The organism is Sphingomonas sp. CFBP 13728 (assembly GCF_014841895.1).
GTDB lineage: Bacteria > Pseudomonadota > Alphaproteobacteria > Sphingomonadales > Sphingomonadaceae > Sphingomonas.
In genome coordinates, this window is sequence record NZ_JACYUS010000001.1 from 1338712 (window position 1) to 1363317 (window position 24606).

The 24606-nt window shown below is 67.8% G+C and carries 22 protein-coding genes; 11 read left to right on the forward strand and 11 right to left on the reverse strand.

Translation table 11 applies throughout. The features are described 5' to 3' along the window. Positions 1–32: 32 nt before the first annotated feature. Complete coding sequence (locus IFT67_RS05980) at positions 33–1601, forward strand: phospholipase D-like domain-containing protein (RefSeq protein ID WP_192145510.1); 1569 nt, start codon at positions 33–35, stop codon at positions 1599–1601. Positions 1602–1770: 169 nt separating this feature from the next. After that, complete coding sequence (locus tag IFT67_RS05985; RefSeq protein ID WP_192145512.1) at positions 1771–3927, forward strand: histidine kinase dimerization/phosphoacceptor domain -containing protein; 2157 nt, start codon at positions 1771–1773, stop codon at positions 3925–3927. A 6-nt stretch (positions 3928–3933) separates the two neighbouring features. On the opposite strand, the gene IFT67_RS05990 is transcribed toward IFT67_RS05985, so the two are convergent. Beyond that, positions 3934–4692: a sterol desaturase family protein gene (locus IFT67_RS05990; RefSeq protein ID WP_192145514.1), complete on the reverse strand. Its 759-nt coding sequence runs from the start codon at positions 4690–4692 to the stop codon at positions 3934–3936. Positions 4693–4764: 72 nt separating this feature from the next. Next, the gene (ubiM, locus tag IFT67_RS05995; RefSeq protein WP_244647179.1) at positions 4765–6006 is read right to left on the reverse strand and encodes a 5-demethoxyubiquinol-8 5-hydroxylase UbiM; all 1242 of its coding nucleotides are present in this window, start codon (positions 6004–6006) and stop codon (positions 4765–4767) included. On the opposite strand from ubiM, the gene IFT67_RS06000 reads away from it, so the two are divergent. Next, positions 6006–6590, forward strand: coding sequence for a hypothetical protein (locus IFT67_RS06000; protein WP_244647180.1), 585 nt, complete (start codon positions 6006–6008; stop codon positions 6588–6590). The genes ubiM and IFT67_RS06000 overlap by 1 nt on opposite strands. Before the next feature lie 4 nt (positions 6591–6594). Here IFT67_RS06000 and IFT67_RS06005 read toward each other — a convergent pair whose 3' ends face one another. From IFT67_RS06005 to IFT67_RS06020, 4 genes are all read right to left on the reverse strand, one after another. Further along, complete coding sequence (locus tag IFT67_RS06005; RefSeq protein WP_192145516.1) at positions 6595–7305, reverse strand: Crp/Fnr family transcriptional regulator; 711 nt, start codon at positions 7303–7305, stop codon at positions 6595–6597. A 72-nt stretch (positions 7306–7377) separates the two neighbouring features. Then, positions 7378–7482, reverse strand: a complete 105-nt coding sequence (gene cydX / locus IFT67_RS06010) for a cytochrome bd-I oxidase subunit CydX (RefSeq protein ID WP_107961542.1) — start codon at positions 7480–7482, stop codon at positions 7378–7380. Between the two features lie 13 nt (positions 7483–7495). Continuing rightward, on the reverse strand, positions 7496–8635 hold the full coding sequence (cydB, locus tag IFT67_RS06015) for a cytochrome d ubiquinol oxidase subunit II (RefSeq protein ID WP_192145518.1): 1140 nt from the start codon (positions 8633–8635) through the stop codon (positions 7496–7498). Between the two features lie 16 nt (positions 8636–8651). Further along, entirely contained in the window at positions 8652–10235 is a 1584-nt protein-coding gene (locus tag IFT67_RS06020; protein WP_192145519.1) for a cytochrome ubiquinol oxidase subunit I, read from the reverse strand. Between the two features lie 124 nt (positions 10236–10359). Here IFT67_RS06020 and cydD point away from each other — a divergent pair, with 124 nt between their 5' ends. Both cydD and IFT67_RS06030 read left to right on the forward strand, forming a co-directional pair. Further along, positions 10360–12042, forward strand: a complete 1683-nt coding sequence (gene cydD, locus IFT67_RS06025) for a thiol reductant ABC exporter subunit CydD (protein WP_244647181.1) — start codon at positions 10360–10362, stop codon at positions 12040–12042. Continuing rightward, positions 12039–13637 (forward strand): ATP-binding cassette domain-containing protein, encoded by a 1599-nt coding sequence (locus IFT67_RS06030; RefSeq protein WP_192145520.1) that lies wholly within the window; start codon positions 12039–12041, stop codon positions 13635–13637. Before cydD ends, IFT67_RS06030 begins: the two co-directional genes overlap by 4 nt. Here IFT67_RS06030 and IFT67_RS06035 read toward each other — a convergent pair. Both IFT67_RS06035 and hemN read right to left on the reverse strand, forming a co-directional pair. After that, a complete protein-coding gene (locus tag IFT67_RS06035; RefSeq protein ID WP_192145521.1) occupies positions 13634–14335 on the reverse strand; it encodes a Crp/Fnr family transcriptional regulator in 702 nt (233 codons plus the stop codon). The two genes, IFT67_RS06030 and IFT67_RS06035, sit on opposite strands and share 4 nt — an antisense overlap. After that, entirely contained in the window at positions 14325–15647 is a 1323-nt protein-coding gene (gene hemN, locus IFT67_RS06040; RefSeq protein WP_192145522.1) for an oxygen-independent coproporphyrinogen III oxidase, read from the reverse strand. Before hemN ends, IFT67_RS06035 begins: the two co-directional genes overlap by 11 nt. A gap of 166 nt (positions 15648–15813) precedes the next feature. On the opposite strand from hemN, the gene IFT67_RS06045 reads away from it, so the two are divergent. Beyond that, on the forward strand, positions 15814–16488 hold the full coding sequence (locus IFT67_RS06045; RefSeq protein ID WP_192146528.1) for an OmpW/AlkL family protein: 675 nt from the start codon (positions 15814–15816) through the stop codon (positions 16486–16488). A gap of 117 nt (positions 16489–16605) precedes the next feature. Continuing rightward, the gene (locus IFT67_RS06050) at positions 16606–16986 is read left to right on the forward strand and encodes a hypothetical protein (RefSeq protein ID WP_192145523.1); all 381 of its coding nucleotides are present in this window, start codon (positions 16606–16608) and stop codon (positions 16984–16986) included. A gap of 63 nt (positions 16987–17049) precedes the next feature. Here the strand turns inward: IFT67_RS06050 and IFT67_RS06055 are convergent, their stop codons facing one another. The 3 genes from IFT67_RS06055 to IFT67_RS06065 all read right to left on the reverse strand — a co-directional run bounded on the left by IFT67_RS06055 (position 17050) and on the right by IFT67_RS06065 (position 19116). Further along, positions 17050–17565, reverse strand: a complete 516-nt coding sequence (locus IFT67_RS06055) for a YciE/YciF ferroxidase family protein (protein WP_192145524.1) — start codon at positions 17563–17565, stop codon at positions 17050–17052. Between the two features lie 111 nt (positions 17566–17676). Continuing rightward, positions 17677–18279: an NAD(P)H:quinone oxidoreductase gene (gene wrbA, locus IFT67_RS06060; protein WP_192145525.1), complete on the reverse strand. Its 603-nt coding sequence runs from the start codon at positions 18277–18279 to the stop codon at positions 17677–17679. A gap of 117 nt (positions 18280–18396) precedes the next feature. Then, positions 18397–19116 (reverse strand): pirin family protein, encoded by a 720-nt coding sequence (locus tag IFT67_RS06065; RefSeq protein WP_192145527.1) that lies wholly within the window; start codon positions 19114–19116, stop codon positions 18397–18399. Positions 19117–19376: 260 nt separating this feature from the next. Here IFT67_RS06065 and IFT67_RS06070 point away from each other — a divergent pair, with 260 nt between their 5' ends. The 4 genes from IFT67_RS06070 to ctrA all read left to right on the forward strand — a co-directional run bounded on the left by IFT67_RS06070 (position 19377) and on the right by ctrA (position 24584). After that, positions 19377–20282 (forward strand): LysR family transcriptional regulator, encoded by a 906-nt coding sequence (locus IFT67_RS06070; RefSeq protein WP_192145528.1) that lies wholly within the window; start codon positions 19377–19379, stop codon positions 20280–20282. 248 nt (positions 20283–20530) lie between these two features. After that, entirely contained in the window at positions 20531–22249 is a 1719-nt protein-coding gene (gene mqo / locus IFT67_RS06075) for a malate dehydrogenase (quinone) (protein ID WP_192145530.1), read from the forward strand. 389 nt (positions 22250–22638) lie between these two features. After that, a complete protein-coding gene (locus tag IFT67_RS06080) occupies positions 22639–23730 on the forward strand; it encodes an AI-2E family transporter (protein WP_192145532.1) in 1092 nt (363 codons plus the stop codon). Between the two features lie 152 nt (positions 23731–23882). Then, complete coding sequence (ctrA, locus tag IFT67_RS06085; protein WP_093398904.1) at positions 23883–24584, forward strand: response regulator transcription factor CtrA; 702 nt, start codon at positions 23883–23885, stop codon at positions 24582–24584. The last annotated feature ends 22 nt before the right edge of the window (positions 24585–24606 follow it).

Sequence of the window (24606 nt, forward strand, 5' to 3'; positions counted from 1 at the left end):
CTGATCCGGCCAAGCCTGCGATGGCGTGCGGGATGACGAAACACGACACCCTGCTCGAGCCCGGTCGCAACTGCTGGCGCATCGAAGATGCCGAACGGGCGACGGTCATCGTCGATGCCGACGATTATTTCAAAGCCGCCCGCGCCGCGATGATGAAGGCCAAGACGCAGATCCTGCTCGTCGGCTGGGATTTCGACGCGCGCATCCGGTTCGGCGGCGACGTCGACGATGGCGGTCCGGAACGCGTCGGCGCGTTCATCAGCTGGCTGGCGAAGCGTACGCCCGGTCTCAACATCCATATCCTCCGCTGGGATACCGGCGCGATCAAGACGCTGTTCCACGGCCAGACGCTGTTGCGCATCGCCAGGTGGATCAAGGATCCGCAGGTCCATCTCCGGCTCGACGGGCATCATCCCCCCGCCGGATCGCATCACCAGAAAGTGGTCGTGATCGACGACGACGTCGCGTTCTGCGGCGGGATCGACATGACCGTCGATCGCTGGGACACGCGCGACCATGCCGATGACGAGCCGCGCCGGATCGAGCCGGACGGCACGGTCTATGGCCCGTGGCACGACGCGACGACGATGTTGCAAGGCCCCGTCGCCCGCGCGCTGGGCGACATGTGCCGCGGCCGCTGGGAGGTCTCGGGCGGCGGTGCGCTGGAGTCGGTATCGGGTGGCGCCGATTGCTGGCCCGAGCATGTGACCGCGGATTTCACCGATGTCGAAGTCGGCATCGCGCTGACCATTCCCGAAATGGCCGAACAGGAGCCGCGCCACGATATCGAGGCGCTGTACGTCGACCTGATCGCCCGTACGAAGCGCTTCTTCTACGCCGAGAGCCAGTATTTCGCCTCGCGCAAGGTGGCCGAAGCGATCGGCAAGCGGCTGCGCGAACCCGACGGTCCCGAGTTCGTCATCGTCCACCCGACCACCGCAGAGGGCTGGCTGGAGCCGATCGCGATGGATTCGGCACGCGCGCGGCTGGTCGAGGCGCTGCACGAACAGGACCCGCACAAGCGCCTGCGCCTGTATCACCCGTTCACCGCGGGTGGGCAGCCGATCTACGTCCATGCCAAGGTGACGGTGGTCGACGACGAGGTGCTGCGAGTCGGATCGTCCAACTTCAACAACCGCTCGCTCCGGCTCGACAGCGAGTGCGACGTCGTGATCGACGCCGGACGGACCCGCAACGCGGGCGAGCGCGATACGATCGCCAGCATCCGCAACGACCTGCTCGCCGAACACCTCGACAGCGATCCGGACACGATCGCGACGATGATCGCGGAGACGGGTTCGATCATCGAGACGATCGAGCGACTGCGCGGCGATGGCCGGTCGCTGCGTCCCTATGAGGTGCCCGAACTCGATTCCGTGCGCGAATGGCTGGCGGACAACAAGATCCTCGATCCGGAAGGTCCCGGCGAGATGTTCGAGGGGCTGGCGGGCCGCAAGCCCCTGCTGAAGAACCTGCGTCCCCACCTGCACCGCGCCGACGGCACCGTGTCGCCGGTCATGGCCGCGGTCGCGGTAGGCGGGACCGCCGCCGGCATCGCGTTGGTCGGCACGATGCTCTGGACCCGTCTCAACAAGAAATAGCGATCGGCGCCGGTACCCGGACGGCGACGCTCCCCCTGTCTCTTACGTCCATTTCGGGCCGATCATTATGCATGTATTTGACAGACGGCGGCATTCGGACGTTGTATCGCGGCCGTAACAACGCGGGGTTCCGGGTCGTTAGCCTACCCTCCCGCGGATCGGATCATGGATGCCAAGCTCCGCTATCGTCGCGCCGGGGCACGGCCCGTCGTCTTCGTCGTCCGGTATCGACGCATGCGACCGCGAACCGATCCACATCCCCGGATCGATACAGCCCCATGGCCTCCTGCTGGTCGCCAGCCTTCCCGATCTGACGATCGTTGCGGGCGCCGGCGATATCGAGACGTCGCTGGCCCGCGACTGGCTCGGCAGGCCGCTGGGCGAACTGCTCCGGCAGGCCGTGACCGACAAGCTCGATGCCCGCCCGACCGGGTCGACGGTTGCACTGAACGACGTCCAGGGGATCGCGCAGACCTTCGTCGCGATAGCGCATCGGTCGCTCGGAAAGCTGATCGTCGAACTCGAACCCGCGCCCGCCTCGATGCCGTCGTCGATCGACGTCCTGTCCGCGATGGAGGAAGCCGCCGCCACCTTCGAGCAGGCGTTCGGGCTCCGCGAACTCTGCGAACGTGCGGCGCGCGCCTTCCGCAACCTGACCGGGTTCGACCGCGTCATGGTGTATCGCTTCCTCGACGACGATGCCGGTGTCGTCGTCGCCGAGGATCGCGATCCGGCGGCGAACAGTTTCCTCAACCAGCATTTCCCCGCCTCCGACATCCCCAGCCAGGCGCGGGCGCTGTATGTCCGCAACCGGGTCCGGATCATCCCCGATGCCGGCTACGAGCCCGCCCCGATCCGCCCGCAGGCCGCCGCCTCGCTCGACCTGAGCGATGTCGGGCTGCGCAGCGTGTCGCCGATCCACCTGCAATATCTGAAGAACATGGGCGTCACCGCGTCCGCCTCGATCTCGATCGTCCGCGATGGCCGGTTGTGGGGGCTGATCGCCTGCCATCATCCGACCACGCGGTTCCTGCCCCTCCACGTCCGGATGGCGTGCCGCGCGCTGGCGGGCAGCCTGTCGCGACAGATCAGGGCGAAGGAGGATGCCGAACTCTACCGCGAGCGCATCCGGTTGCGCTCTGCGGAGGATGCCGTCGTGCTGCGGCTCGGCAGCGACATCTCGCTCGCCGGGTTCTTCGCCACCGCGGGCGACGACATGTGCCGGATGCTCGGCGCGGACAGCTTTGCCGCCGTCCGCGGGGGCGAGCTGTACGTCGCCGGCCGCTCGCCGCGCCATGCCGACGTGCTGGCGGTCGCCGCGTATGTCGGCGAGCGCGCGAGGACGCTGCCCTTCTCGACCGACCGTCTGTCCGAGCAGCTTCCCGATGCGGTCGCCTATCAGGATCTCGCGAGCGGCGTTCTCGCGGTGACCATGTCGACCGACGAACCGACCATCCTGATCTGGTTTCGCGCCGAGCAGATCGAGGTGGTGAACTGGGCGGGCAATCCGCACAAGGACGTGCCCGCCGATCCGGCCGCGACGCTGAGCCCGCGCGCGTCGTTCGAGAGCTGGAGCGAGGCGGTGCGCGGTCGGTCCGCGCCGTGGACGCTGTTCGAGATCGAGGCGGCGAGCCGGCTTCGGCGGACGATGTTCGAGGCGCGCCAGAACCGCCGCCTGTTCGAGGTGAACCGCGAACTGACCGCGACGATCGCCGACAACGAAAGCCTGCTGCTGCAAAAGGACTACCTCATCAAGGAGGTCCATCACCGCGTGCAGAACAGCCTCCAGCTGGTCTCCGCGTTCCTCGGATTGCAGGGCAAGGCGGTCGGCGACGAGGTGTTGACCGCGCATCTGGCGGAGGCGCAGCGCCGGCTGTCCGCGGTCGCGATGGTCCATCGCCGGCTCCATTCGGACGAGCACCTCCAGGCGATCGACCTCGCGCGCTACATCGGCGACCTGTGTGCGGAGATCAAATCGTCGATGGACCGTTCCTGGGGCGACGCGATCCAGCTCGATCTCGCGCCCGTGCTCATCTCGACCGAGCGCGCGGTCAACGTCGGGCTGATCCTGACCGAGCTGGTCATCAACGCCAACAAATACGCCTATGCGGGCGGCTCCGGGCCGATCACGATCGAACTCGAACAGCACCGCAACCGCTTTCGGCTGGTGGTGTCCGATCGCGGCGCGGGCAAAACGGGCACGGGAGCCGGGTTCGGCTCGCGGATGCTATCGTCGATGGTCAAGCGGCTGGCCGGGACGATCGAGGAGACCGACAACGATCCCGGCCTGCGGGTTACCGTGACGGCACCGATCGCCGACGAATGACGCCGCCTACGATCGCCTGCGACCGGGCCGGTGCGGCATCGAACGGGATCGGTTCGCGACCGCCGGATAGCGTGCGGCAACCGCGTCGGTGTAGCCGAGATTGAAGACGGTCGCGCTCTTCGCCGGACGCTGAGTGCGCGTGTAGAGCGTGCCGAACAGCCGGTCCCAGACGAAGCTGGTGATCCCGAAATTGCCGTCCTCGTCATGGAAATGATGTTCCATGTGACGCCGCTTCATCGTCGCGAGCCAGCGGTTGCGCGGCTTCCACCCGAGATGCTGGACGCAGTGCGCGAACTCGTAGAACGCGGTGTAGAGCAGTCCGGTCGCGAACCCGATCAGCGCGCCGCCCGTCCCGCCGATCAGCCAGCCCGGCAAGGCCGCGACCAGCGGCAATGTCGGCAGCGTGGTGTGGAGCGCGCCGAACAGGATCTCGAGCCGGTCAGGGTCCATGTGATGATCATAGTGGATGCGTTTCCAGATACCCGCCAGCGCGGGAACCTTGAACATCCAGCGGCTGTGCAGCACCCAGCGGTGAAGCACGTACCAGACCAGCGGATAGGCGACCGCGACCAGCAAGACGATCGCCAATGTCGGCACGAGCGGCGCCGGCCACCGCGCGAACGCGGCGATGCTCGCTCCCGCCAGCACCAGATAGACGATGACCGCGTAGTGCGTGAAATACGCGAGGAACAGATCGCGCAGGCCCATGCGGCCTAGCTGGTGCGTGCGATCCCAGAACCGCAGCGTCGTGGAGAGCGTCTTCATGCCTCAGCGTCTAGCGAGCACGTCGGCGCACGGGTTTGACGGCGGTCAATCGAGGACTGCCGGATGCGACGCTCAGTGCCGCATCAGCATCCGCGAAACGCCCGCGCGTATCGGCGACAGGCGGGCGGCGGCGCGCAGGATCGCGGGGCGCGCCACGCGCGCGGGCATCCGGTCGTCGGTGTACAGACCGACGATGAGGCCGGTCGCGGCAAACGCCGGTGCCGCGGCGATCCGGTGCGCGACTTCGTACCGGCGCAGGAGCGACGAGGCCCCGATATCGCGTCCGCTCCCGGCCGCGTGCGATACGAGGCTGGCGAGCGACGCCGCGCTGCGCAATCCCAGGTTGAAGCCATGTGCGGTCACCGGGTGCATCCCGACCGCCGCATCGCCGATCAGCGCAGCGCGGGTCGCGGCGAAATGATGGCTCCACACCGTCGCGAGCGGATAGACGTGCGCGCGCCCGGCGACGTGCATCGTGCCGAGCTTGCCGGCGGATCGTCGCGTCAGTTCGGCCGCCAGCGCCGCCGGCTCCAGCCCCGCAAGTCGTGCGATCGCGTCCTCCGGCAACGTCAGCACCACCGACGATCGGCGCCCGACCAGCGGCAGCAGCGCGATCGTCTGGTCGTATCCGAACCATTCGGTCGCGATCCCGCGATGATCGCATTCATGCGTCACGTCCACGACCAGCATCGACCGCCCGAGACGGTTCACCGTTGCGCCGATTCCGAGACGGTCGCGAACGCCTGAAAAGCGCGAATCCGCCGCAACCAGCAACCGTCCCCGCAGCACGCGCCCGTCGCTCAGCGTGACCGCCGTTCCCGCTCGATCCGCCACGACGTCGCAAACCGCACTTTCCGCGAGGATCGTCAGCTTCGACGTGACCGCCGCCGTCTCTCCGGATGTCGCCGCCGCGAACAAGGCCCGGCGGATATGATGATTGGCGACGAGCTGGCCGAGCCGGTCCTCGCTCAACCGGTCGTTCGGGGGATCGAATGCGAGCGTGAAATCGGACCGGCCGTCGAGCACGCACGCGCGCCGCAACGGCGACACCACCGCCGGATCGATCAAAGCCCATGCCCCGAGCGCGCGCAGGATATCCACCGACCGGTGCGTCAGCGCGATCGCCCGTCCGTCGACCGCCGGATCGGCCAGCGCCGCGATCGGCTGTCGCTCCACCACGATCACCGCGAGCCCGCTGTCCGCGAGCCCTAGCGCACAGGCCAGCCCCGCGGGCCCGCCGCCCACCACGATCACTTCGCATTCCATGTCGCACCGCATAGCCGTGACGAAGACAGGGGCTTTGACGCCGGTCAATGCCGATACCGCCCGGCCCGCGCATCCCGCATGACAAGGAGAAGGCGGTGATGGACCATGAGCGGCTTGCCGGAAACGTCGTGCCGTTCGCGCGGCGCTGGCAGGTGATCCACGAGATCGACCTGGTCCGCCTGATCGGTGCGCAGCGCAGGCGCGCCGAACTGTGCGACCGGCTCGAGGCGGTGGGCGATGGCCTGCCCGCGCTGCCCCCGCGTTACGAGCTTGCGGCGCTTTGCGGCGCACTGGCGGAGATCGCGGCACGCGGCGAGCCCTCTCTCGAGGCGATGCTGCTCAAGGATGCCGACGATGCGCTGGGCGCCGCGCTGCTCGATCATATCCGCATCCGGTGCATGAACGACGCCACCGCGGCGCAGGAACTGATCGACATGCTCGGTCCTGCCGTCGCCTCCGACCGGCGGCCGACGGCGGATGCGCTCGGTTACATGTTGCGCGGTTTCTTCACCGGCTGTCGTCACGCGATCGATTTCGAGCAGCTCGCGATCCTCGCCTCGGCGGGCCACCGACTGACCCGAAACGCCCGGACGATGCTGATCGACAGCCTGTCGGTCCGCCGCGAGGGCTGACGGCTCAGGCGGCTTCGGCACGGGCGGCGAGCGCGGCACGGTCGCTGATCGTCACCGCGCGCGTTCCCGGCAAGGCAATGATGCCCGCCGTCTTCATCTTGGTGAGTTGCCGGCTGACCGTCTCGATCGTCATGCCGAGCACGTCGGCGATCTGGCCGCGCGTCATCGGCAGGTCGAACGTCACCGGGCCGCCGGGCGTGGCGCGACACCCCGCCTCCCCCGCCCGCGTCGCCATGTCGAGCAGGAAGCCCGCGACCTTCTCGCCTGCGGACTTGCGCGCCAATGCCAGCATCCGCCCGCGCGCATCGCTGAGCGACTCCATCGTGCGCTGGAGCAGCAACCGCTCCATCCGCTGATGGTCCTCCAGCACGCGCTCGAACCCGGCGCGTGGGAACACGCAGAGCTCGGCATCGGTCAGCGCGACGAGCGTGAAGTCGGTCGGCCCCGCATAGGGCTGGCCAAAGAATTCGGCGGGATACAGCAGCCCGACGATCTGTTCGCGCCCGTCCGACGTCGCGGCGACCAGCTTGAGCACGCCCGACAGCACGTTGCCGCAGATCACACCGTCCTCGCCCGCCCAGGCGACCGTCTGGCCCGACACGATCCGCCGACGCCGGCCCAGCGTGTTGAGCGTCAGCAGTTCGCGATCGTCGAGGCTGCCGCACAACGCACTGTCGCGCACCGCACACTCGGTACAGATGTCGGTTGGACCCATCCACTTGATGTAGAGCAGGCGGGAAGATCTGTCGCCCTTTCCCGCCCTATTACCGGTCATTGCACGCCGTTTTCAGCTATCATCTTCTACGGGCAAGTGAAATTCATGCCAGATACCGTTGAGAATGCCGAAACCGACCGCGAGACCGAGGCCCAATACCCAGGAAAAATACCACATCGTCGTGTCCTATCTAGTAGAAGTCGGGATTGGTGCGGACGTCTTCGGCGGTGACCCGGCCGAACATCACCTTGTAGGCCCAGGCGGTGTAGGCGAGCACGATGGGCAGCAGCACCGCGGTCACGAACAGCATCAGGCCGAGCGTCTTGTGTGTCGACGATGCGTTCCACACCAGCAGGCTGGAATGCGCATCGATGCTCGACGGCAGGATGAACGGGAACATCGAACAGCCCACCGTCGCGACGATCCCGACCGTCGACACCGACGAGCCCGAGAAAGCGAGCGCCTCGCGCCCCGAACGGATGCCGAGCAACGCCAGCCCTGCGCCGACGAACCCGAGCACCGGCAACACCATCATCCACGGATGCGCGGCGAAATTGTCGAGCCACGCGCCGCCGACCTGCTCAACAGTGGTCCGCAGCGGGTTGGACGGTCCGGCCGGGTCGACCGTGCCGACGATCCGGTAGCCGATCCCGCCCCAGCGGACGAACACGAAACCGATTGCGAACAGCACGATCGAGGCGATCGCCGCGACCGTGCCGAACGTGCGCGCGCGATCGTGGACCGGTCCGTGCTCGACCTTGATCGTCAGCCACGCCGCGCCGTGCAGCACCAGCATCGTCACCGACAACAGCCCGCAGAGCAACGCGAACGGCGTGAACAGCCCGAGCAACGATCCCTCGTAGAACGAGCGCAGATCGCCATCGAGGCGGAAAGGCGCACCGAGCAAGACGTTGCCGACCGCGACGCCGAACACCAGCGCCGGTACGAAGCCGCCGACGAACAACGCCCAGTCCCAGCGCGCGCGCCATGCCGGATCGGGCCGCTTCGAGCGGTATTTGAACCCGACCGGCCGCAGGATCAGTGCCGCCAGCACGAGGAACATCGCGAGGTAAAAGCCCGAGAAGCTGACCGCATAGACGAACGGCCATGCCGCGAAGATCGCGCCGCCGCCGAGGATGAACCAGACCTGGTTGCCCTCCCAGGTCGGGCCGATCGCGTTGATCACCATCCGGCGCTCGGGGTCGTTTCGCGCGACGAACGGCAGCAGCGCCGCGACCCCCAGGTCGAACCCGTCGGTCAGCGCGAAGCCGATCAGCAGCACGCCCAGCAGCGCCCACCAGATCAGCCGCAATATCTCGTAATCGAACATGATATGTCCTTCCTGATCAGGCGGGTGTGGGAATGACGCCGGGGGGGCGAGTGGCGGCGACCGTCGTCTCCGTCGGCTGGTCGTCAGGCTGCTCCGGCCCATGCCGGATCGCGGCGAGGATCAGCCGCACCTCGATCACCGCCAGCACTCCGTAGATCAGCGTGAACCCCGTGATCGTCGTCCACAAAGCGGCGCGCGACAGCGAACTGGTCGCCAGGAACGTCGGCAGCACGCCTTCGATCGCCCAGGGCTGGCGCCCCAGTTCCGCGACCACCCAGCCAAGCTCGATCGCCACCCACGGCAACGGCAGCGCCGCGACCGCCAGCATCAGGAACCGCCGCGAGGTCGTATGCTTGCGCAACGTGCACAGGACGAACGCGGTCGCGAACAGCGCGATCATCGCGAAACCGATGAACGCCATGATCCGGAAGCTCCAGAACAACAGCCCGACATCGGGCACCGTATCCCACGCCGCCGCCTCGATCTGCTGCGGCGTCGCGGCGCGCGGGTCGGCGATGTGCCGCTTGAGCAGCAGCGCATAGCCGAGATCGCTGCGATGCGCCTCGAACCGCGCCCGCTGGGCGATGTCGGTCGGCGCGACCTTCAGATGCTGAACCGCATCATAGGCGATGACGCCAGATTCGATCCGTTCCTGCGCCTTCAGCACCAGTTCGGACATGCCGGTGACGGTACCGTCCAGGCTGCGCGTCGCGATCAGCCCGAGCACCCACGGGATCTCGACCTTGTAGCGCGTGCTGTGCGTCAGCGTGTCGGGCAGGCCGAACAGCGTCAGCCCCGACTGCCCCGGCTCGGTGTGCCAGACTGCCTCGATCGCGGCGAGCTTCATCTTCTGGTTGTCGGTCAGCGCATAGCCGCTCTCGTCGCCCAGCACGACCACCGACAGCGATGCGGCAAGACCGAACGCCGCCGCCACCGTCATCGATCGCCGCGCGACCGGCACGAACCGCCCCTTGAGCAGCCAGAACGCCGACACGCCCAGCACCACCACCGATGCGCAGACATAGCCGGCGCTGACGGTGTGGACGAACTTGGCCTGCGCGACCGGATTGAACAGCACCGCGCCGAAATCGGTCACCTCCATCCGCATCGTCTCGGGATTGAAGGCGGCACCCACCGGGTTCTGCATCCAGCCGTTGGCGACCAGGATCCACAGAGCGGACAGATTGGTGCCCAGCGCGACCATGCAGGTGACGAGCAGATGCCCCAGCTTCGACAGCCGGTCCCAGCCGAAGAACATCAGCCCGACCATCGTCGCTTCGAGGAAGAACGCCATCAGCCCCTCGATCGCGAGCGGCGCGCCGAAGATGTCGCCGACATAATGCGAGAAATACGACCAGTTGGTGCCGAACTGGAACTCCATGGTCAGCCCGGTGGCGACGCCCAGCACGAAGTTGATCCCGAAGATCTTGCCCCAGAACCGCGTCGTGGTCCGCCAGATCCGGCGGTTGGTCATCACATAGACCGCTTCCATGATGACCAGCATCGTCGACAGTCCGAGCGTCAGCGGCACGAACAGGAAATGATACAAAGCGGTCAACGCGAATTGCAGCCGCGACAGGTCGACGACCCCCGGATCCATGGCGATTCTCCTTGGGACAGTGCCACCCCGGGCCCCGTCATCCCCCGTCGCTAGGGGCGTGCGGCGCGACCGACATTGACCGCGGTCAAAGACGCTCCGGGCATGCCGTCCGACGGACGCGGTCATGACGACGATGGTACAGGACAAGATCCACGCGCGCGCACGCACCCGCTGGCTGCGTACGGCAGCGGGTCGCGAGCACGGCGGGGCGGGTCGCGAGCGCGGCGCGGCGGGATTGCTGCTGCTCGATACGGCGGCGGCGATCGGCTTTGCGGGTGCGCTGGCCGGCGGCGTGGTGGCGGTGCCGCACGGCGTCGCGGCGGTCGTGCCCTGGGCGCTGCTCGCCATCGCGGCGGGTGCGGCACGCGGGTGCCTGGCGATGGCGGCGATCCAGGTCGGCGCACGCGGTGCAGCTGCGGCGAAGCACCGCCAGCGCGGTCTCGTCGTCGCCGCGGCGCTTCACCGTGCGCCCGACAGGCCGATCGGCGACGGCGGCTTCGCGCATCTCGCGGTCGATGCGGTGGAGGCGCTCGAAGGCCATGTCGCGCGCTTCCTCCCCGCGCGTCGGGCGAGTTCGATCGCGCCCTTTATCGTGCTTCTCGCCACCGCCTGCGCAAGCTGGGTCGCGACCGCGATCCTGGCGCTGACGTTGATTCCCTTCATCGCCGCGATGGCGCTTGCGGGCGGTGCCGCGGCGGAGGAATCACGCCGCCAGTTCGCCGCGCTCGCACGCCTTTCGGGACGGTTCGCCGACCGGATCCGCGCGCTGCCCGTGGTGCTCGCCTTCCGCGCCGAGGACCGCGAGGCGGTCGCGATCGGCACCGCCGCGGACGATCTCGCACGGCGGACGATCCGCGTGCTGCGCGTCGCGTTCCTGTCGTCGGCTTCGCTGGAGTTCTTCGCCGCGCTGTCGGTCGCGCTGGTCGCGGTCTATTGCGGGTTCGCGCTGCTCGGGCTGTTGCCGTTCACCGCACCCGAGACGCTGACGCTCGGCCAGGCGTTCTTCGTGCTGGCGCTGGCCCCCGAATTCTACGCGCCGATGCGCCGCCTCGCCGCCGCCTATCACGACAAGCAGGCCGCCGAGACCGCCGCGGATGCGCTGATGGCGATGCCGGAACCGGTTTCTCGCGCGCCGATCGGATCGACCAGCGGCACGCTGACGCTGCGCGACGTATCGATCCGCTATCCAGGGTCCGATCACCCGGCGGTATCCGGCCTGTCGTTGACGATCGTACCGGGCGAGACGGTCGCGCTGCTCGGCCCGTCGGGCAGCGGCAAGACCAGCGTGCTGCACCTCCTGCTGGGGCTGGCGCCGCTCACCGCGGGCAGCATCACGCTCGACGGCGAACCGCTCGACACGCTGGCGGGCCGCGCGAGCTGGGCGGGCCAGCATCCCCTGCTGATCCCCGGCACGATCCGCGAGAACCTGCTGCTCGCACATCCGACCGCGACCGAGGCAGCGCTGCACGCAGCGGTCGAGGCAGCGGGGCTCGGCCCGATGCTCGCGCACCGTGCGCGCGGGCTCGATGCGGGGCTCGATGCGGGGCTCGACACACCGCTCGACGCGCGAGGCGGCGGACTGTCGGGCGGCGAGCGACGGCGGCTGTCGCTCGCCCGTGCTCTGCTGAAGCCTGCGCCGTTCCTGCTGCTCGACGAGCCGACCGCGCATCTCGATGCCGATGCCGAAGCCGCGCTGATCGCCACCATCGCGCGTGCGATGACGGGCCGGACGACGTTGATCGCCACGCACAGCGCCGCGCTCGCCGCGATCGCAACGCGCACGGTGCATCTGGGAGACGCCGCATGACGCTGTCAGATCTCCTCGCTCGCGAACGCCGTGCCGAACGCCGCCGGCTGCGTCAGGCCGCGACCTGCGCCGCGCTGGTCGCCGCCGCGTCGATCCTGCTGCTCGGCCTGTCGGGCTGGTTCATCACCGCCGCGGCGATCGCGGGCGCGGGCGGCATCGCGGTGGCGCAGGCGTTCAATTTCATGCTGCCGTCGGCGGGCATCCGGTTGCTCGCGATCGTCCGGACCGGCGCACGCTACGGCGAGCGACTGGCGGGGCATGCCGCCGCGTTCGGTGCGCTCGCCCGCCTGCGCCCCGCGTTGTTCCGCGCGATCGCCGCAGCCCCGCCCGACCGCGCGCTGGCACTCGGTCGCGGCGAGGCGACCGCGCGACTGATCGGCGACGTCGACGCGATCGAGCTGCGCTTCGTCCGCCTGTCCGGACCATGGGGCGTCGGTGCGGCGATCGTGTCGGGTACCGCGCTGATCCTGCTCGCCGGCTGGGCGGCGGCACTCGCGACGCTCACCTGCCTCGGCGGTGCGCTGTCGCTCGGGCTCCTGCTCGCGCACCGGCTCGAGGCGCAGGGCCGCCGCGTCCAGCGCGCGACCGGCCTGCTGCGCGAGGAGGTGGCGATGCTGGCCGAGGCCGCGGCCGAACTCCGCTGCTACGGGCTGGAGGATCGGGCGGCGGCCCGGATCGACGCTGCGGGCGACATCCTCGCCGCGGCGCACATCGCGCAAGCCGGCGTGGCGGTTCGGATCGAGCTGCTCCACGCGGCGACGATCGGCCTGGCCTCCGCGCTTGCGTTGACGCTGGCGACCGCCACTGGTGCCGGCGCGCCGATCGCCGCGCTCGCGGCGCTGGCGGCGGCGATGACGATCGACGCGGCGGCGCCGGTGCTTCGCGCACTCGCCGAACGCGGGCGATTGCGCGAGGCCGAGACCCGGCTGGAGGATATCTTCGCGGCGGCAGCGCCCCTGCCCGTCGCGCCTTTGCAAACGCCCGACCCCACACTGACGATCGATGGCGGCACCGTATCGCCCGGCGACCGGATCGCGCTGACCGGCGTATCGGGGATCGGCAAGACGACGCTGGTCGAGATGCTGCTCGGCCTGCGCCCGATCGCGCGCGGACGCGCGATGCTGGACGGCATCGACATCGCCGATCTCGCCCCCGCGACGCTGCGCGCGACGTTCGCCTGGGCACCGCAGGACGCCGCGCTGATCGCCGGCACGATCCGCGACAATCTCATGCTCGCCGATCCTGCTGCCGACGATGCGCGGCTATGGAGCGCGCTGGCCGATGCTGCGCTCGACGATGTGGTCCGCGCGTTGCCACAGGGCTTCGATACCTGGCTCGACGACGATGGCGCGCGGCTCTCGGGTGGCGAGCGGCGGCGATTGTCGCTCGCCCGCGCCTATGTCGCGCACGCGTCGTGGCTGCTGCTCGACGAGCCCGGCGAAGGCCTCGATGCGGCGACGCTGGCGCGGGTGGTCGCGCGGCTCGGCGCGCGGATCGCCCGGACCGGACAGGGCCTGATCCTCGTCAGCCACCGCCCCGCGCTACTCGCGCTCTGCACCCGGCGATTGGCGATCCGCCAGGCCGGCGCACGCTAGCCGACCAGTCGCTCCAGCGCCGCGCGATCGAGCAGCGTCACGCCGCGTAGGCCCGACAGCGCGATCAGCCCCTCGTCGCGGAAAGCGGTCATGTGCCGGCTCACCGTTTCGATCGCGAGCCCCAGCGCCTCGGCGATCTCGCCACGCGACAGCGGCAGCATCACCACGCCGCCATCCTGCACGCCCGCGCGCCGTGCCATGTCGAGCAGGAACGCCGCCAGCCGGGCATCGGCCCGCGCATGGGCCAGCATCGGCAGCGCGCGCCGTGCCGCCGCCAGCGTCGCCAGCGTCCGTCGCAGCAACAGCCGTTCCGTCCCCCGATACTGCGCCAGCGTCCGCTCCAGCGCCTCGCGCGGGTAGACGCACAGCTCCGCCTCGGCGAGCACCGCGATCGTGTCGGCCCCCTGCCGCACGAACAGTTCGCCGACGAAATCGCCCGGAAACAGCAGCCCGACGATCTGGGTGCGCCCGTCCGGCTCCTCGCGCACGACCTTCAGCACCCCCGACACCAGATTGGCGCATACCTCCGCGGCATCGCCCGCCCAACTCACCACCTGACCCGCCGGCAGTATCCGTCGCCGACCGATCGCGTTGAGCGCGGAGAGTTCACCGTCCGCCAGCCCTGCGCACAGCGACAGATCGCGCGCCGCGCACGCCGCACACCGCGCCGGGATCGCGGAGGCGGGCTCAGACGGCATTGCTGAACCGACCGGGATCTCCCGTGCGATACGCGTCGAGCGTCGCCGCGATCGCCCGCGCATACGGCACCGCGCCCGCCGCCAGTTCCAGCCGCGTATCCTGCCGCCGCAGCAACCCGCGCGCCGCGAATGCACCCAGCCGCGCATCGACCGCCGCCAGATCGGGCACGTCGGACAGGTTCGCGCCGCCGCTGCACAGGATCGCCTCGATCGCATCGCCGCGAACCCGGTCCTCGTCGGTCCGCCGGAGCCCCCGCGCTATCGCGAACCTCCCTTGCCCGATGGCCGCATGCCAGCGCCCGGCGTTCTTCTCGTTTTGCAGCAGCCGGTCGGGGAACTGGCTGATCGCGCTCGCGCCTAGCCCGATCAGCACATCCGCCCGATCCTCGGTGAAGCCCTGGAAATTGCGGCGCAGCGTGCCGGCCGCCGCGGCCCGTGCGAGCGCATCCCCCGGCACCGCGAAATGATCGAACCCGATCGCCCGATAGCCGGTGCCCGTCAGCCGGGCATGCGCCTGCGCCGCCTGCGCGAACCGGGTTTCCGCATCGGGCAAGGCACGCGCGTCGATCCGTCGCTGGCGCGGGATCATCTGCGGCACGTGCGCATAGCCGAACACCGCCAGCCGCTCCGGCGCCATCGCCACCGCGGTGTCGAGCGTCGCCGCCAGCGCCGCCTCGTCCTGCCCGGGCAACCCGTACATCAGGTCGAAATTGATCGAATCCACGCCCGCATGCCGCAGGAGGTCGACGGCGCGGCGGATGTCCGCGGTCGGCTGGACCCGCCCGATCCTCGCCTGCAATCCCGCGTCGAACGTCTGCACGCCCAGGCTCGCCCGAGTCACGCCCGTCGCTGCGATCGCACGCGCCCAGTCGACATCGAAGCCGCGCGGATCGAGTTCGACCGACCATGTCGCGTCGTCGCAGGCAAAGGCGTCGCGGAGACGATGCGCGAGCGCCACGAACGCGTCCGGCGAGACCGCGTTGGGGCTGCCTCCGCCGAACGCGATCCGTCCGATCCTGCCGCGTCCGCCGAGCCGCGCGGCGAGCAGGTCGATCTCCTCGTGCAACCGCGCCAGATACGCGTCGAGCCGCGCGCCGCGGTTGGCCGCCCCGGTGTTGCACCCGCAATACCAGCAGATCGCGTGGCAATACGGGATGTGCAGGTACAACGACACGCGTGCGTCCGCCGCAACCCCGTCCACCGCCTCCGCCATGTCGGCATGGCCGACGTCGTCGCCGAACTCGGCCGCGGTCGGATAGCTCGTATAGCGCGGTACGGCGCGCGCGAGCAGCTCTGGGTGATAGCGCCACATGCCGACGGCGATGCGCGCGCGCGATCACGCTGCCTTTGACCGCGATCAATCCGCGCCTTGTTCGCCGTCAAGGGCGCGGTCGTCGTGCGCGCCTATTCGGTGTCCCACCACGACGAGGACGATTGATATGACGAGCATCACGCAGCGTGCAGCCACAGTGCTGGCCATGGCGGCAGGCACATTCGCGCTCCCCGCGATGGCGCAGGCGCAGGCCGCGCCCGTTGAAGCGGCGCCGCGCGTCGGCATCCGTGCCGGCGACGTGCTGTTGCGCGTCCGTGCGATCGTCGTGGCACCCAACGAGAAATCCGGCAGCATCCTTCCCGCCTTCCCCGGCGAGAAGGTCAAGGTGAACGACAGCGGCATGCCCGAGATCGACGCGACCTACATGGCGACCGATCACATCGGCTTCGAACTGATCGCCTCGACCACCAAGCACAAGGCGAGCGGGACGAGCGGCACGACCGGCAGCATCGGCAAGCTCGCCAGCACCTGGGTATTGCCGCCGACGCTGACCGCGCAATATCACTTCGCGCCGACCGGCCACATCCGGCCCTATGTCGGCGCGGGGCTCAACTACACGGTCTTCTGGAACGAGAAGGCGTCGCACGGCCTTCAGGCCGCAGTCGGTTCCACGCGGGTCCGCATGAAGGACAGCTTCGGCTGGGCTGCGCAGGCCGGCGTCGATATCGATATCACGCCGAAGGTCTTCCTCAACCTCGACGTCAAATACATCGATATCGACACGACCGTTCGCCTCGACACCGCTGCTGCGGGCACGCAGTGCGTGAAGCTCGGCGTCGATCCGCTGGTCTTCGGGGTCGGCCTGGGCATCCGACTATAGCCCGTAGTCGCGACGGTATCCTGCGTTACTTTACCGGCAGATACCCATATCGGGAGGACATTTCCACCAATCCGCGGCGTTGGTCGGGTGCCAGAAGGCGTCATGGAGAGGATGGAAATGGCCGTTAAATTTGCAGGAACGATGAACGCGATCAATCGCGGGCTCGACGCGACCAAGCCGGACAAGGGTGCCGACATGATCGAGGATTGGGAGGCCGCGCTCGCCGATCTCGACACGCCGGGCGCAAAGGGTATCCTTCGCGATCTCGGATCGTTGCGCAAGCAGCTCGAGAAGGGCGAACCCGACGCCGACCGCGTTCACGCGCTGCTCCACCGCCTCGGCACCGCGACCACCAAGATCGCCGACAAGGCCGACAAGTCGCAGGACAAGCTGAAGGCGCTCGGCGAGGCGCTGACCGAAGCCGGTGAGGATGCGCCGGACGAGGAAGAGGACGTCGCCGCCGCCGCCGCGCCCAAGCGCGCGCGCAAGAAGGCCTGAACGAAAAACGGGCCGGCGATCGCATGATCGCCGGCCCTTTTTTTTGGTTACGTCGCGAAAGGCTCAGGCGGTAACCGCCTCGGCCTTCGGATTGACCTTCGACGTCGCCATCGCGGTCAGCTTGTCGTCGGTCGCATATTCCTCGTCGAGCGTTTCCTTGAGGATCGCCGCGATCTCGCTGCGACCAAGCTGGTTCGCCCACGCGATCAGCGTGCCATAGCGCGTGATCTCGTAATGCTCGACCGCCTGCGCCGACGCGATCAGCGCCGCATCAAGGACCGCCTTGTCGGCGATCTCGCCCGCGACTTCGTTGGCTTCCTTGATGATCCCGTCGATCGCCGGGCAGGTCACGGCCTTGGCTTTCTCGCCGAGCAGTTCGAAGATCCGCTCGAGTCGAACGATCTGGCCCTCGGTCTCGCGCAGGTGCGTCTCGAACCCGGCCTTCAGACCCGGCGCGGTCGCCTTGTCGGTCATCTTCGGCAGTGTTTTGGTGATCTGGTGCTCGGCATAATACACGTCCTGCAACTGGTGCAGGAACAGGTCTTCGAACGTCGCGATGTCCTTGGAAAACAGGCCCATGATCATATCCTCGCATAGCTGATGCACGCGAAGCGAACTGCTCCGGTGGTGGCGCAACGTCCTACCCTGGGGTAAGTTTCGTCGGGCCGGCCACCACCGGAGCGAAGCCGGTTATGCGCTCAGCTTGGCCGCGGTCTCGGCGATCCGCTTGCCCTGGTAGCGCGCACCGTCGAGCTCGTCCTTGCTCGGCTGGCGGCTGCCGTCGCCGTCCGAGATCGTCGTGGCGCCGTAGGGCGAGCCGCCCTTGACCGTGTCGACGCCCATCTGCGCCTGAAAGCCATAGTCGAGCCCGACGATCGTCATGCCGTGGTGCAGCAGGTTGGTGATGATCGAGAACAACGTCGTTTCCTGGCCGCCATGCTGGCTCGCGGTCGAGGTGAACGCACCGCCGACCTTGCCGATCAGCGCGCCGGAGAACCACTGGCCACCGGTCGTGTCCCAGAACTGCGCCATCTGCGCGGGCATCCGGCCGAAGCGGGTCGGCGCACCGACGATGATCGCGTCATACTGCTCGAGCGCGGCGGGGCCCTCGATCTCGGCATGCGCAGTGTCGGTCTTGAAGTGCGCCGCCTCGATCACCGCCTGCGGTGCGGTTTCTGCGACGCGACGGATGTCCACCTCGGCCCCACCGGCACGCGCGCCCTCGGCGACGGCATCCGCCATCTGCTCGATATGGCCGTAGGACGAGTAATAGAGCACGAGAACCTTGGTCATATGTGTTTCCTTCGAGTTCCCCTCCCGCTTGCGGGAGGGGTTAGGGGAGGGCAGTTCCGGGCGGGATCGCGGGAGGAAGCCCCTCCCCCGACCCCTCCCGCAAGCGGGAGGGGAGTTTTACTCCGAGTCTACCAGAACGATCTCGGCGTCCTCTTGAGCCGTGATCGTCACCGTCTGGCCGCCCGTCAGCGCCGCTCCGTCGCGTGCGGCAAAGGCGTCGTCGCCGATCGTGATCGCACCGGTCGCCGGCACGAGGTACACGTGGCGTCCCTCGCCGACCGCATAGTCGACGCTGTCGCCAGCCTTTAGCGTCGCCGCCAGCACCCGCGCATTCGCCCGGATCGGCAACGCATCGCCATCACCCTCGAACCCGCTGGCCAGCGTCACGAACTGCCCCGAGCGCTCGCCCTTCGGAAACGGCTTGGCACCCCAGCTCGGCGAACCACCCTTACGCGAAGGCTCGATCCAGATCTGGAAGATCGTCGTCGTCTCGGGCTCCAGATTATACTCGGCATGCCGCACGCCGGTGCCCGCGCTCATCACCTGCACGTCGCCAGCCTCGGTACGGCCCTTGTTGCCGAGCGAATCCTGATGCGTGATCGCGCCAGACCGGACATAGGTAATGATCTCCATGTCCTGATGCGGATGCGGCGGGAAGCCTGAGTTCGCGGCGATCTGGTCGTCGTTCCACACGCGGATCGCGCCCCAGCCCATTCGGGCGGGATCGTAATAGTTCGCGAACGAGAAATGATGCCGCGCATTCAGCCAGCCATGATCGGCATAGCCGAGGCTCTCGAAGGGGCGGCGTTCGACTTTGGAAAGGGTCGTGGTCGTCATGATATGTCTCCACTGGTTGAACCCAAGATAAGTGCTGCGATCATGACGTAAATAGAAACGCTGGAAACCGATCGTTTCGGTGGCTAACGTGAGCTCTAGATAAAGAACCCATAGAGTGCACCTCCCCGGCGAAGGCCGGGGCCCAGTTGCGGAACGTCGATAACGAAGCGCAGTCCTTCGTTACGACCACCTTTCCAACTGGGCCCCGGCCTCCGCCGGGGAGGTAAATCCAGTACGGCTCTAGTATCGGAGACCCTCACATGCGCCTGCCCGATCTCGAAGCCTGGGCGATCTTCGCCAGCGTCGTCGAGCACCGCTCGTTCAGCGCCGCCGCCGATGCGGTCGGGCTCAGCAAGGCGACCGTGTCGAAGGCGATCACCCGCCTCGAAGCGCATCTCGGCCAGTCGCTCTTCCACCGCACCTCGCGCCGCCTCGCGCTCACCGAAGCCGGCAAGCCGCTCGCCGAGCACGCCGCGCGCATCCTCGCCGAAGCCCGCGCCGCCGAGGAGTCCGCACACGACGCCGCCAGCGCGCATACCGGCCGCGTCCGCCTCGCCGCACCGATGAGCTTCGGCGTCACCAACGTCGCCCCCATCCTCGCCGAGTTCCTCGTCGCGCATCCCGGCATCGAGGTCGATTTCCACCTGTCCGACGCGCGCGTCGACATCGTCGCGGAAGGGTTCGACGTCGCGCTGCGGATCGCCGAGCTTCCCGACAGCTCGCTCCGCGCCCGCCGCCTGTGCAGCATCCAGGCGCACACCGTCGCCGCACCGAGTTACCTCGCCAAGCACGGCACCCCGACGCACCCGGCACAGCTCGGCGAGCATCAATTGATCGGCTATTCGAACGTCGTCGGCCCGTGGCGCTTCCACGGCCCCGGCGGCGCCGACGTCTCGGTGCGGCTACAGGGCCAGCTCACCGCCAACAGCGGCGAGGCGATCGTCCCCGCGCTGATCGCCGGCCTCGGCATCGCGCGCCTGCCCGACTTCATCGTCGACCGGCATATCGCGTCCGGCGAGCTCGTCATCATCCTGGAGGACTGGGCACCCGCGAAGATCGGACTCCACCTCCTCACCCCGCCAAGCCCCCTCCGCCCGGCGCGCGTCGAGGCCCTGATAGACTTCCTCGCCGCACGCCTCCGCGATCCGAACGCAGGGCAAGCCTGACGCGACGACCTTGCGCAAAACCGGGACGGATGCCATGTAAGAGGCTGGATAGACGCTCGAGTTTGCAACCCAGCGCGATCCCAACGACACCCGATACCGGGATGAGGACTTTGAGCAGCGGCCGCGCTCAGTCGGTAGTTCGTGTATCGATTCCGTGTTTTCCGCGTGGCTGACCCGATAATCCGGTTATGGATTCTCGTCGTCTTCGGCCTGTGTCGGGACAGCGGACCATGCCGAAACGAATAGGCATGACCATGCGGTTTGACGCTAACGACACGATCTCCCCAGTATCCAAGACCGGCGTGACCCGGCGCAACCTGCTCGGCTCGGCGATCGTCGCCGGCGGTGCAGCCGCGCTGCCGATAGCGCACGCCGACGCCGCGACCACCGAGCGGACGGTCGACGTCCTGCTGATCGGCGGCGGCATCATGAGCGCGACGCTCGCCGTCCTCCTGCGCGAGCTCGAGCCGACCTGGACGATCGAGATGGTCGAGCGCCTCGACAAGGTCGCCGACGAGAGCTCGAACGGCTGGAACAACGCCGGCACTGGCCACTCCGCGCTGTGCGAACTCAACTACACGCCGGTCAACAAGGCTGACGGCAAGGTCGAGATCGCCAAGGCGGTCGAGATCAACGAGCAGTTCCAGGTCACGCGTCAGTTCCTGAGCCACCAGGTCGATACCGGCATCCTCGCCAACCCGCGCTCGTTCATCAATTCGACGCCGCACATGAATCTGGTGTGGGGCGATGCCAACGTCGCCTTCCTGCAAAAGCGCCACGCCGCGCTCCAGGCGAGCCCGCTGTTCTCCGGCATGGAATTCACCACCGACCCGAAGCAGATCTCGCAGTGGGTGCCGGTGATGATGGAGGGCCGCGCGCCCGGCACCAAGCTCGCCGCGACGCGCTCGCCGCTCGGCACCGATTGCGACTGGGGCGAGGTCACGCGCCAGTACATCGGCTCGCTCGCCAAGCAGGACAATTTCACGCTGACCACGGGCCACGAGGTCCGCTCGCTCGAACGCGAGACGATCGGCGGCAAGAAGGCGCGCTGGCGCGTCACCGCGCGCGACATGAAGACCGACGAGAAGCAGGTGATCAAGGCACGCTTCGTGTTCGCAGGCGCCGGCGGCGGCGCGCTGCCGATCCTCCAGAAGTCGGGCATCCCCGAGGCCGACGATTATGCCGGCTTCCCGGTCGGCGGCTCGTTCCTGGTCGCGGACAAGCCCGAAATCACGCACCGCCATCTCGCCAAGGTCTACGGCAAGGCGGCGGTCGGCTCCCCGCCGATGTCCGTGCCGCATCTCGACACGCGGTTCCTCGACGGCAAACAGGCGCTGTTGTTCGGCCCGTTCGCGACCTTCTCGACCAAGTTCCTCAAGGAAGGCTCGTATTTCGATCTTCCGGCGTCGGTCACGCTCGACAATTTCCGGCCGATGCTGGCGGTTGGCTGGGATGATTTCGACCTCGTCGAATATCTCGCAGGCCAGCTCATCATGTCGGACAGCGACCGGATGGATGCCCTGCGCGAGTATTTCCCGGGTGCGAAGGACGCCGACTGGCGCCTGTGGCAGGCGGGCCAGCGCGTCCAGATCATCAAGCGCGATCCCGAAAAGGGCGGCGTGCTGCGGCTCGGCACCGAGATCGTCGCGTCGAAGGACGGCTCGATCGCCGCGCTGCTCGGCGCCTCGCCGGGCGCCTCGACCGCGCCGTCGATCATGCTCAACCTGTTGAAGAAGGTGTTCCCGAACCATCTGGCGACCGCCGGCTGGCAGGCGAAGATCCGCGAGATCGTGCCGACCTACGGCGTGATGCTCAACGAGACCCCCGACGTCCTCGCCGAACATTGGGCCTCGACCGCGGACACGCTGCAACTCGCGATCCCGTCGCCCACGGTCGGCGTAGCAGCCAGCCCACGCCCCGCGGCCATGCGCGTAAAGCCAGACCGCAGCCCCGACCTCGCGCTGTAAGCCAGGCCAGACGTCGCTTCACGATCCTCCCCCGCCAGGGGGAGGTGTCGCCGAAGGTGACGGAGGGGGAGGACACGGAGCCGAGGTCGTCGCCAACCTCCCCCTCCGTCTGCCAAGCGCCAGCCATCTCCCCCTGGCGGGGGAGGATCAGCGCCCGTCACTTCCGGAACATAGCTTAAGTCCTTGGAACGGCTGTCCTACGCCGTGACGATCTGCCACGGTCGACCGATGAGCGATCCGACCTTCCAAACCCTGCAACGCCAAACCGACGGCGAGATGCCCGCGTCCAGCGATCGAACGCGATGTGTACATACTCTCCCAGCGTCTACACTTTCTATACTTCACTCGGTTTTGCCTCGTACGACGCCCCTCGCGCGGCTCGTATCCACATGAACCGCCTCGCCCCCGACTCGGACGATTCGCGCTTCATTCGCCGCGTCGTACTCACGATCGTGATCGTCGCGGTCGTCGCCGCGCTCTACAAGGCGGGCGACCTGCTCATCCTCGCCTTCGGGTCGATGCTCGGCGCGATCGTCATCCACGCGATCGCCGATCTCTACCGCGACCATCTCCGTGTTCCACGCAAGCCGGCGCTAGGCCTCGGCATCGCCACCGTGCTCGGCATCATCGCGTTCCTGGTCTGGCTGTTCGGCGTGCAGTTCCGCAGCCAGGTCAACGTCCTGATCGCGCAGACGCCGGCGCTGCTCGACCAACTCGCCGCGTATCTCTCGCAAAGCGCGGTCGGCGCGAAACTCGTCGACGCCGTGCAGCAGGCCTATGCCGGGTCGAAGGTCGCGCAAGACGTCGGCGGACTCGTGACGGGCGCGGGCGAACTCGTGCTCAACTGCCTGTTGCTGCTGGTCGGCGCGCTGTTCTTCGCTGCCGATCCCAAGGTGTACGAGCGCGGCTTCCTGTTGCTGATCCCGCGCTCGAAGCGTGCCGCGGTCGAGGATGCGCTATTCGACGTCGGCTCGACGTTGCGGCTGTGGCTCGGCTCGTCGCTGATCCTGATGACGACGATGGGATTCCTGGTCGGGATCGGGTTGTGGTTGTCGGGCGTCCCCAGCGCCGCCGCGCTCGGGCTGCTCGCCGGGTTGTCCGAGTTCATTCCGTACATCGGCCCGACCGCGGCGATGATCCCCGCGCTCGGGCTCGCGGCGACGCAGGGGACCTCGTCGATCGTCGGCACGCTCGTCACCTATGCGGTCGTGCGGCTCGTCCAGACCAATTTCATCACGCCGTACGTGCAGAACCGCGTGATCTCGATCCCGCCCGCGATCACTGTGTTCGCGATCATCGGCATCGGTACGATCTTCGGACTGTTCGGCTTATTCTTCTCGGCGGCGCTGCTGGTGGTGATCTTCACTCTCGTCCGCAGCCTGTATCTGCGCGAAGTTCTTGGTGAGGATATCCCGCGAACCGTACACCGAACATTATTGGGACCCGATCTCACACCACGTCCGCCGGCGGATGATTTGTAAGAAAAACAAGCGGTCAGCAGCAATCGGGAGGCACCCGGGTACCAACCTTAGTTCGAAATTAACCTTTTGCCTTCAGATGTTGTGTGGTTAATGAATCGAAGTCGAGCGGCTGACATGGGGTGTCGGGCGGTCTCGCGATAAGGGGACGACGCATGCGGGTGCTGCTGATCGAGGACGAGCCGACCACGGCCAAGGCTATCGAGCTGATGCTGACGACCGAAGGGTTCAACGTCTACATCACCGATCTCGGGGAAGAAGGCCTCGATCTGGGCAAGCTGTATGATTACGACATCATCCTGCTCGATCTGAACCTGCCCGATATGCACGGCTACGATGTGCTCAAGCGCTTGCGGGTCGCGCGGGTGTCGACGCCGGTACTGATCCTGTCGGGCGTGAACGAGATGGACTCGAAGGTGCGGAGCTTCGGCTTCGGCGCCGACGACTACGTCACCAAGCCGTTCCACCGCGAAGAACTGGTCGCACGCATCCACGCCGTCGTCCGCCGCTCGAAGGGCCATAGCCAGTCGGTCATCCGTACCGGCAAGCTGGCGGTCAATCTCGACGCGAAGACGGTCGAAGTCGATGGCAGCCGCGTCCACCTGACCGGCAAGGAATATGCGATGCTGGAGCTGCTCTCGCTCCGCAAGGGCACGACCTTGACCAAGGAAATGTTCCTCAACCACCTTTACGGCGGGATGGACGAGCCCGAACTGAAGATCATCGACGTGTTCATCTGCAAGCTGCGCAAGAAGCTCAGCCTGGCGTGCGATGGCGAGAATTACATCGAGACGGTCTGGGGTCGAGGCTACGTCCTGCGCGAACCCGACGAGGCGCTCGAAGCCCAGGTCGCGTAACTCCCCTGTTTTTCGGGAGCGC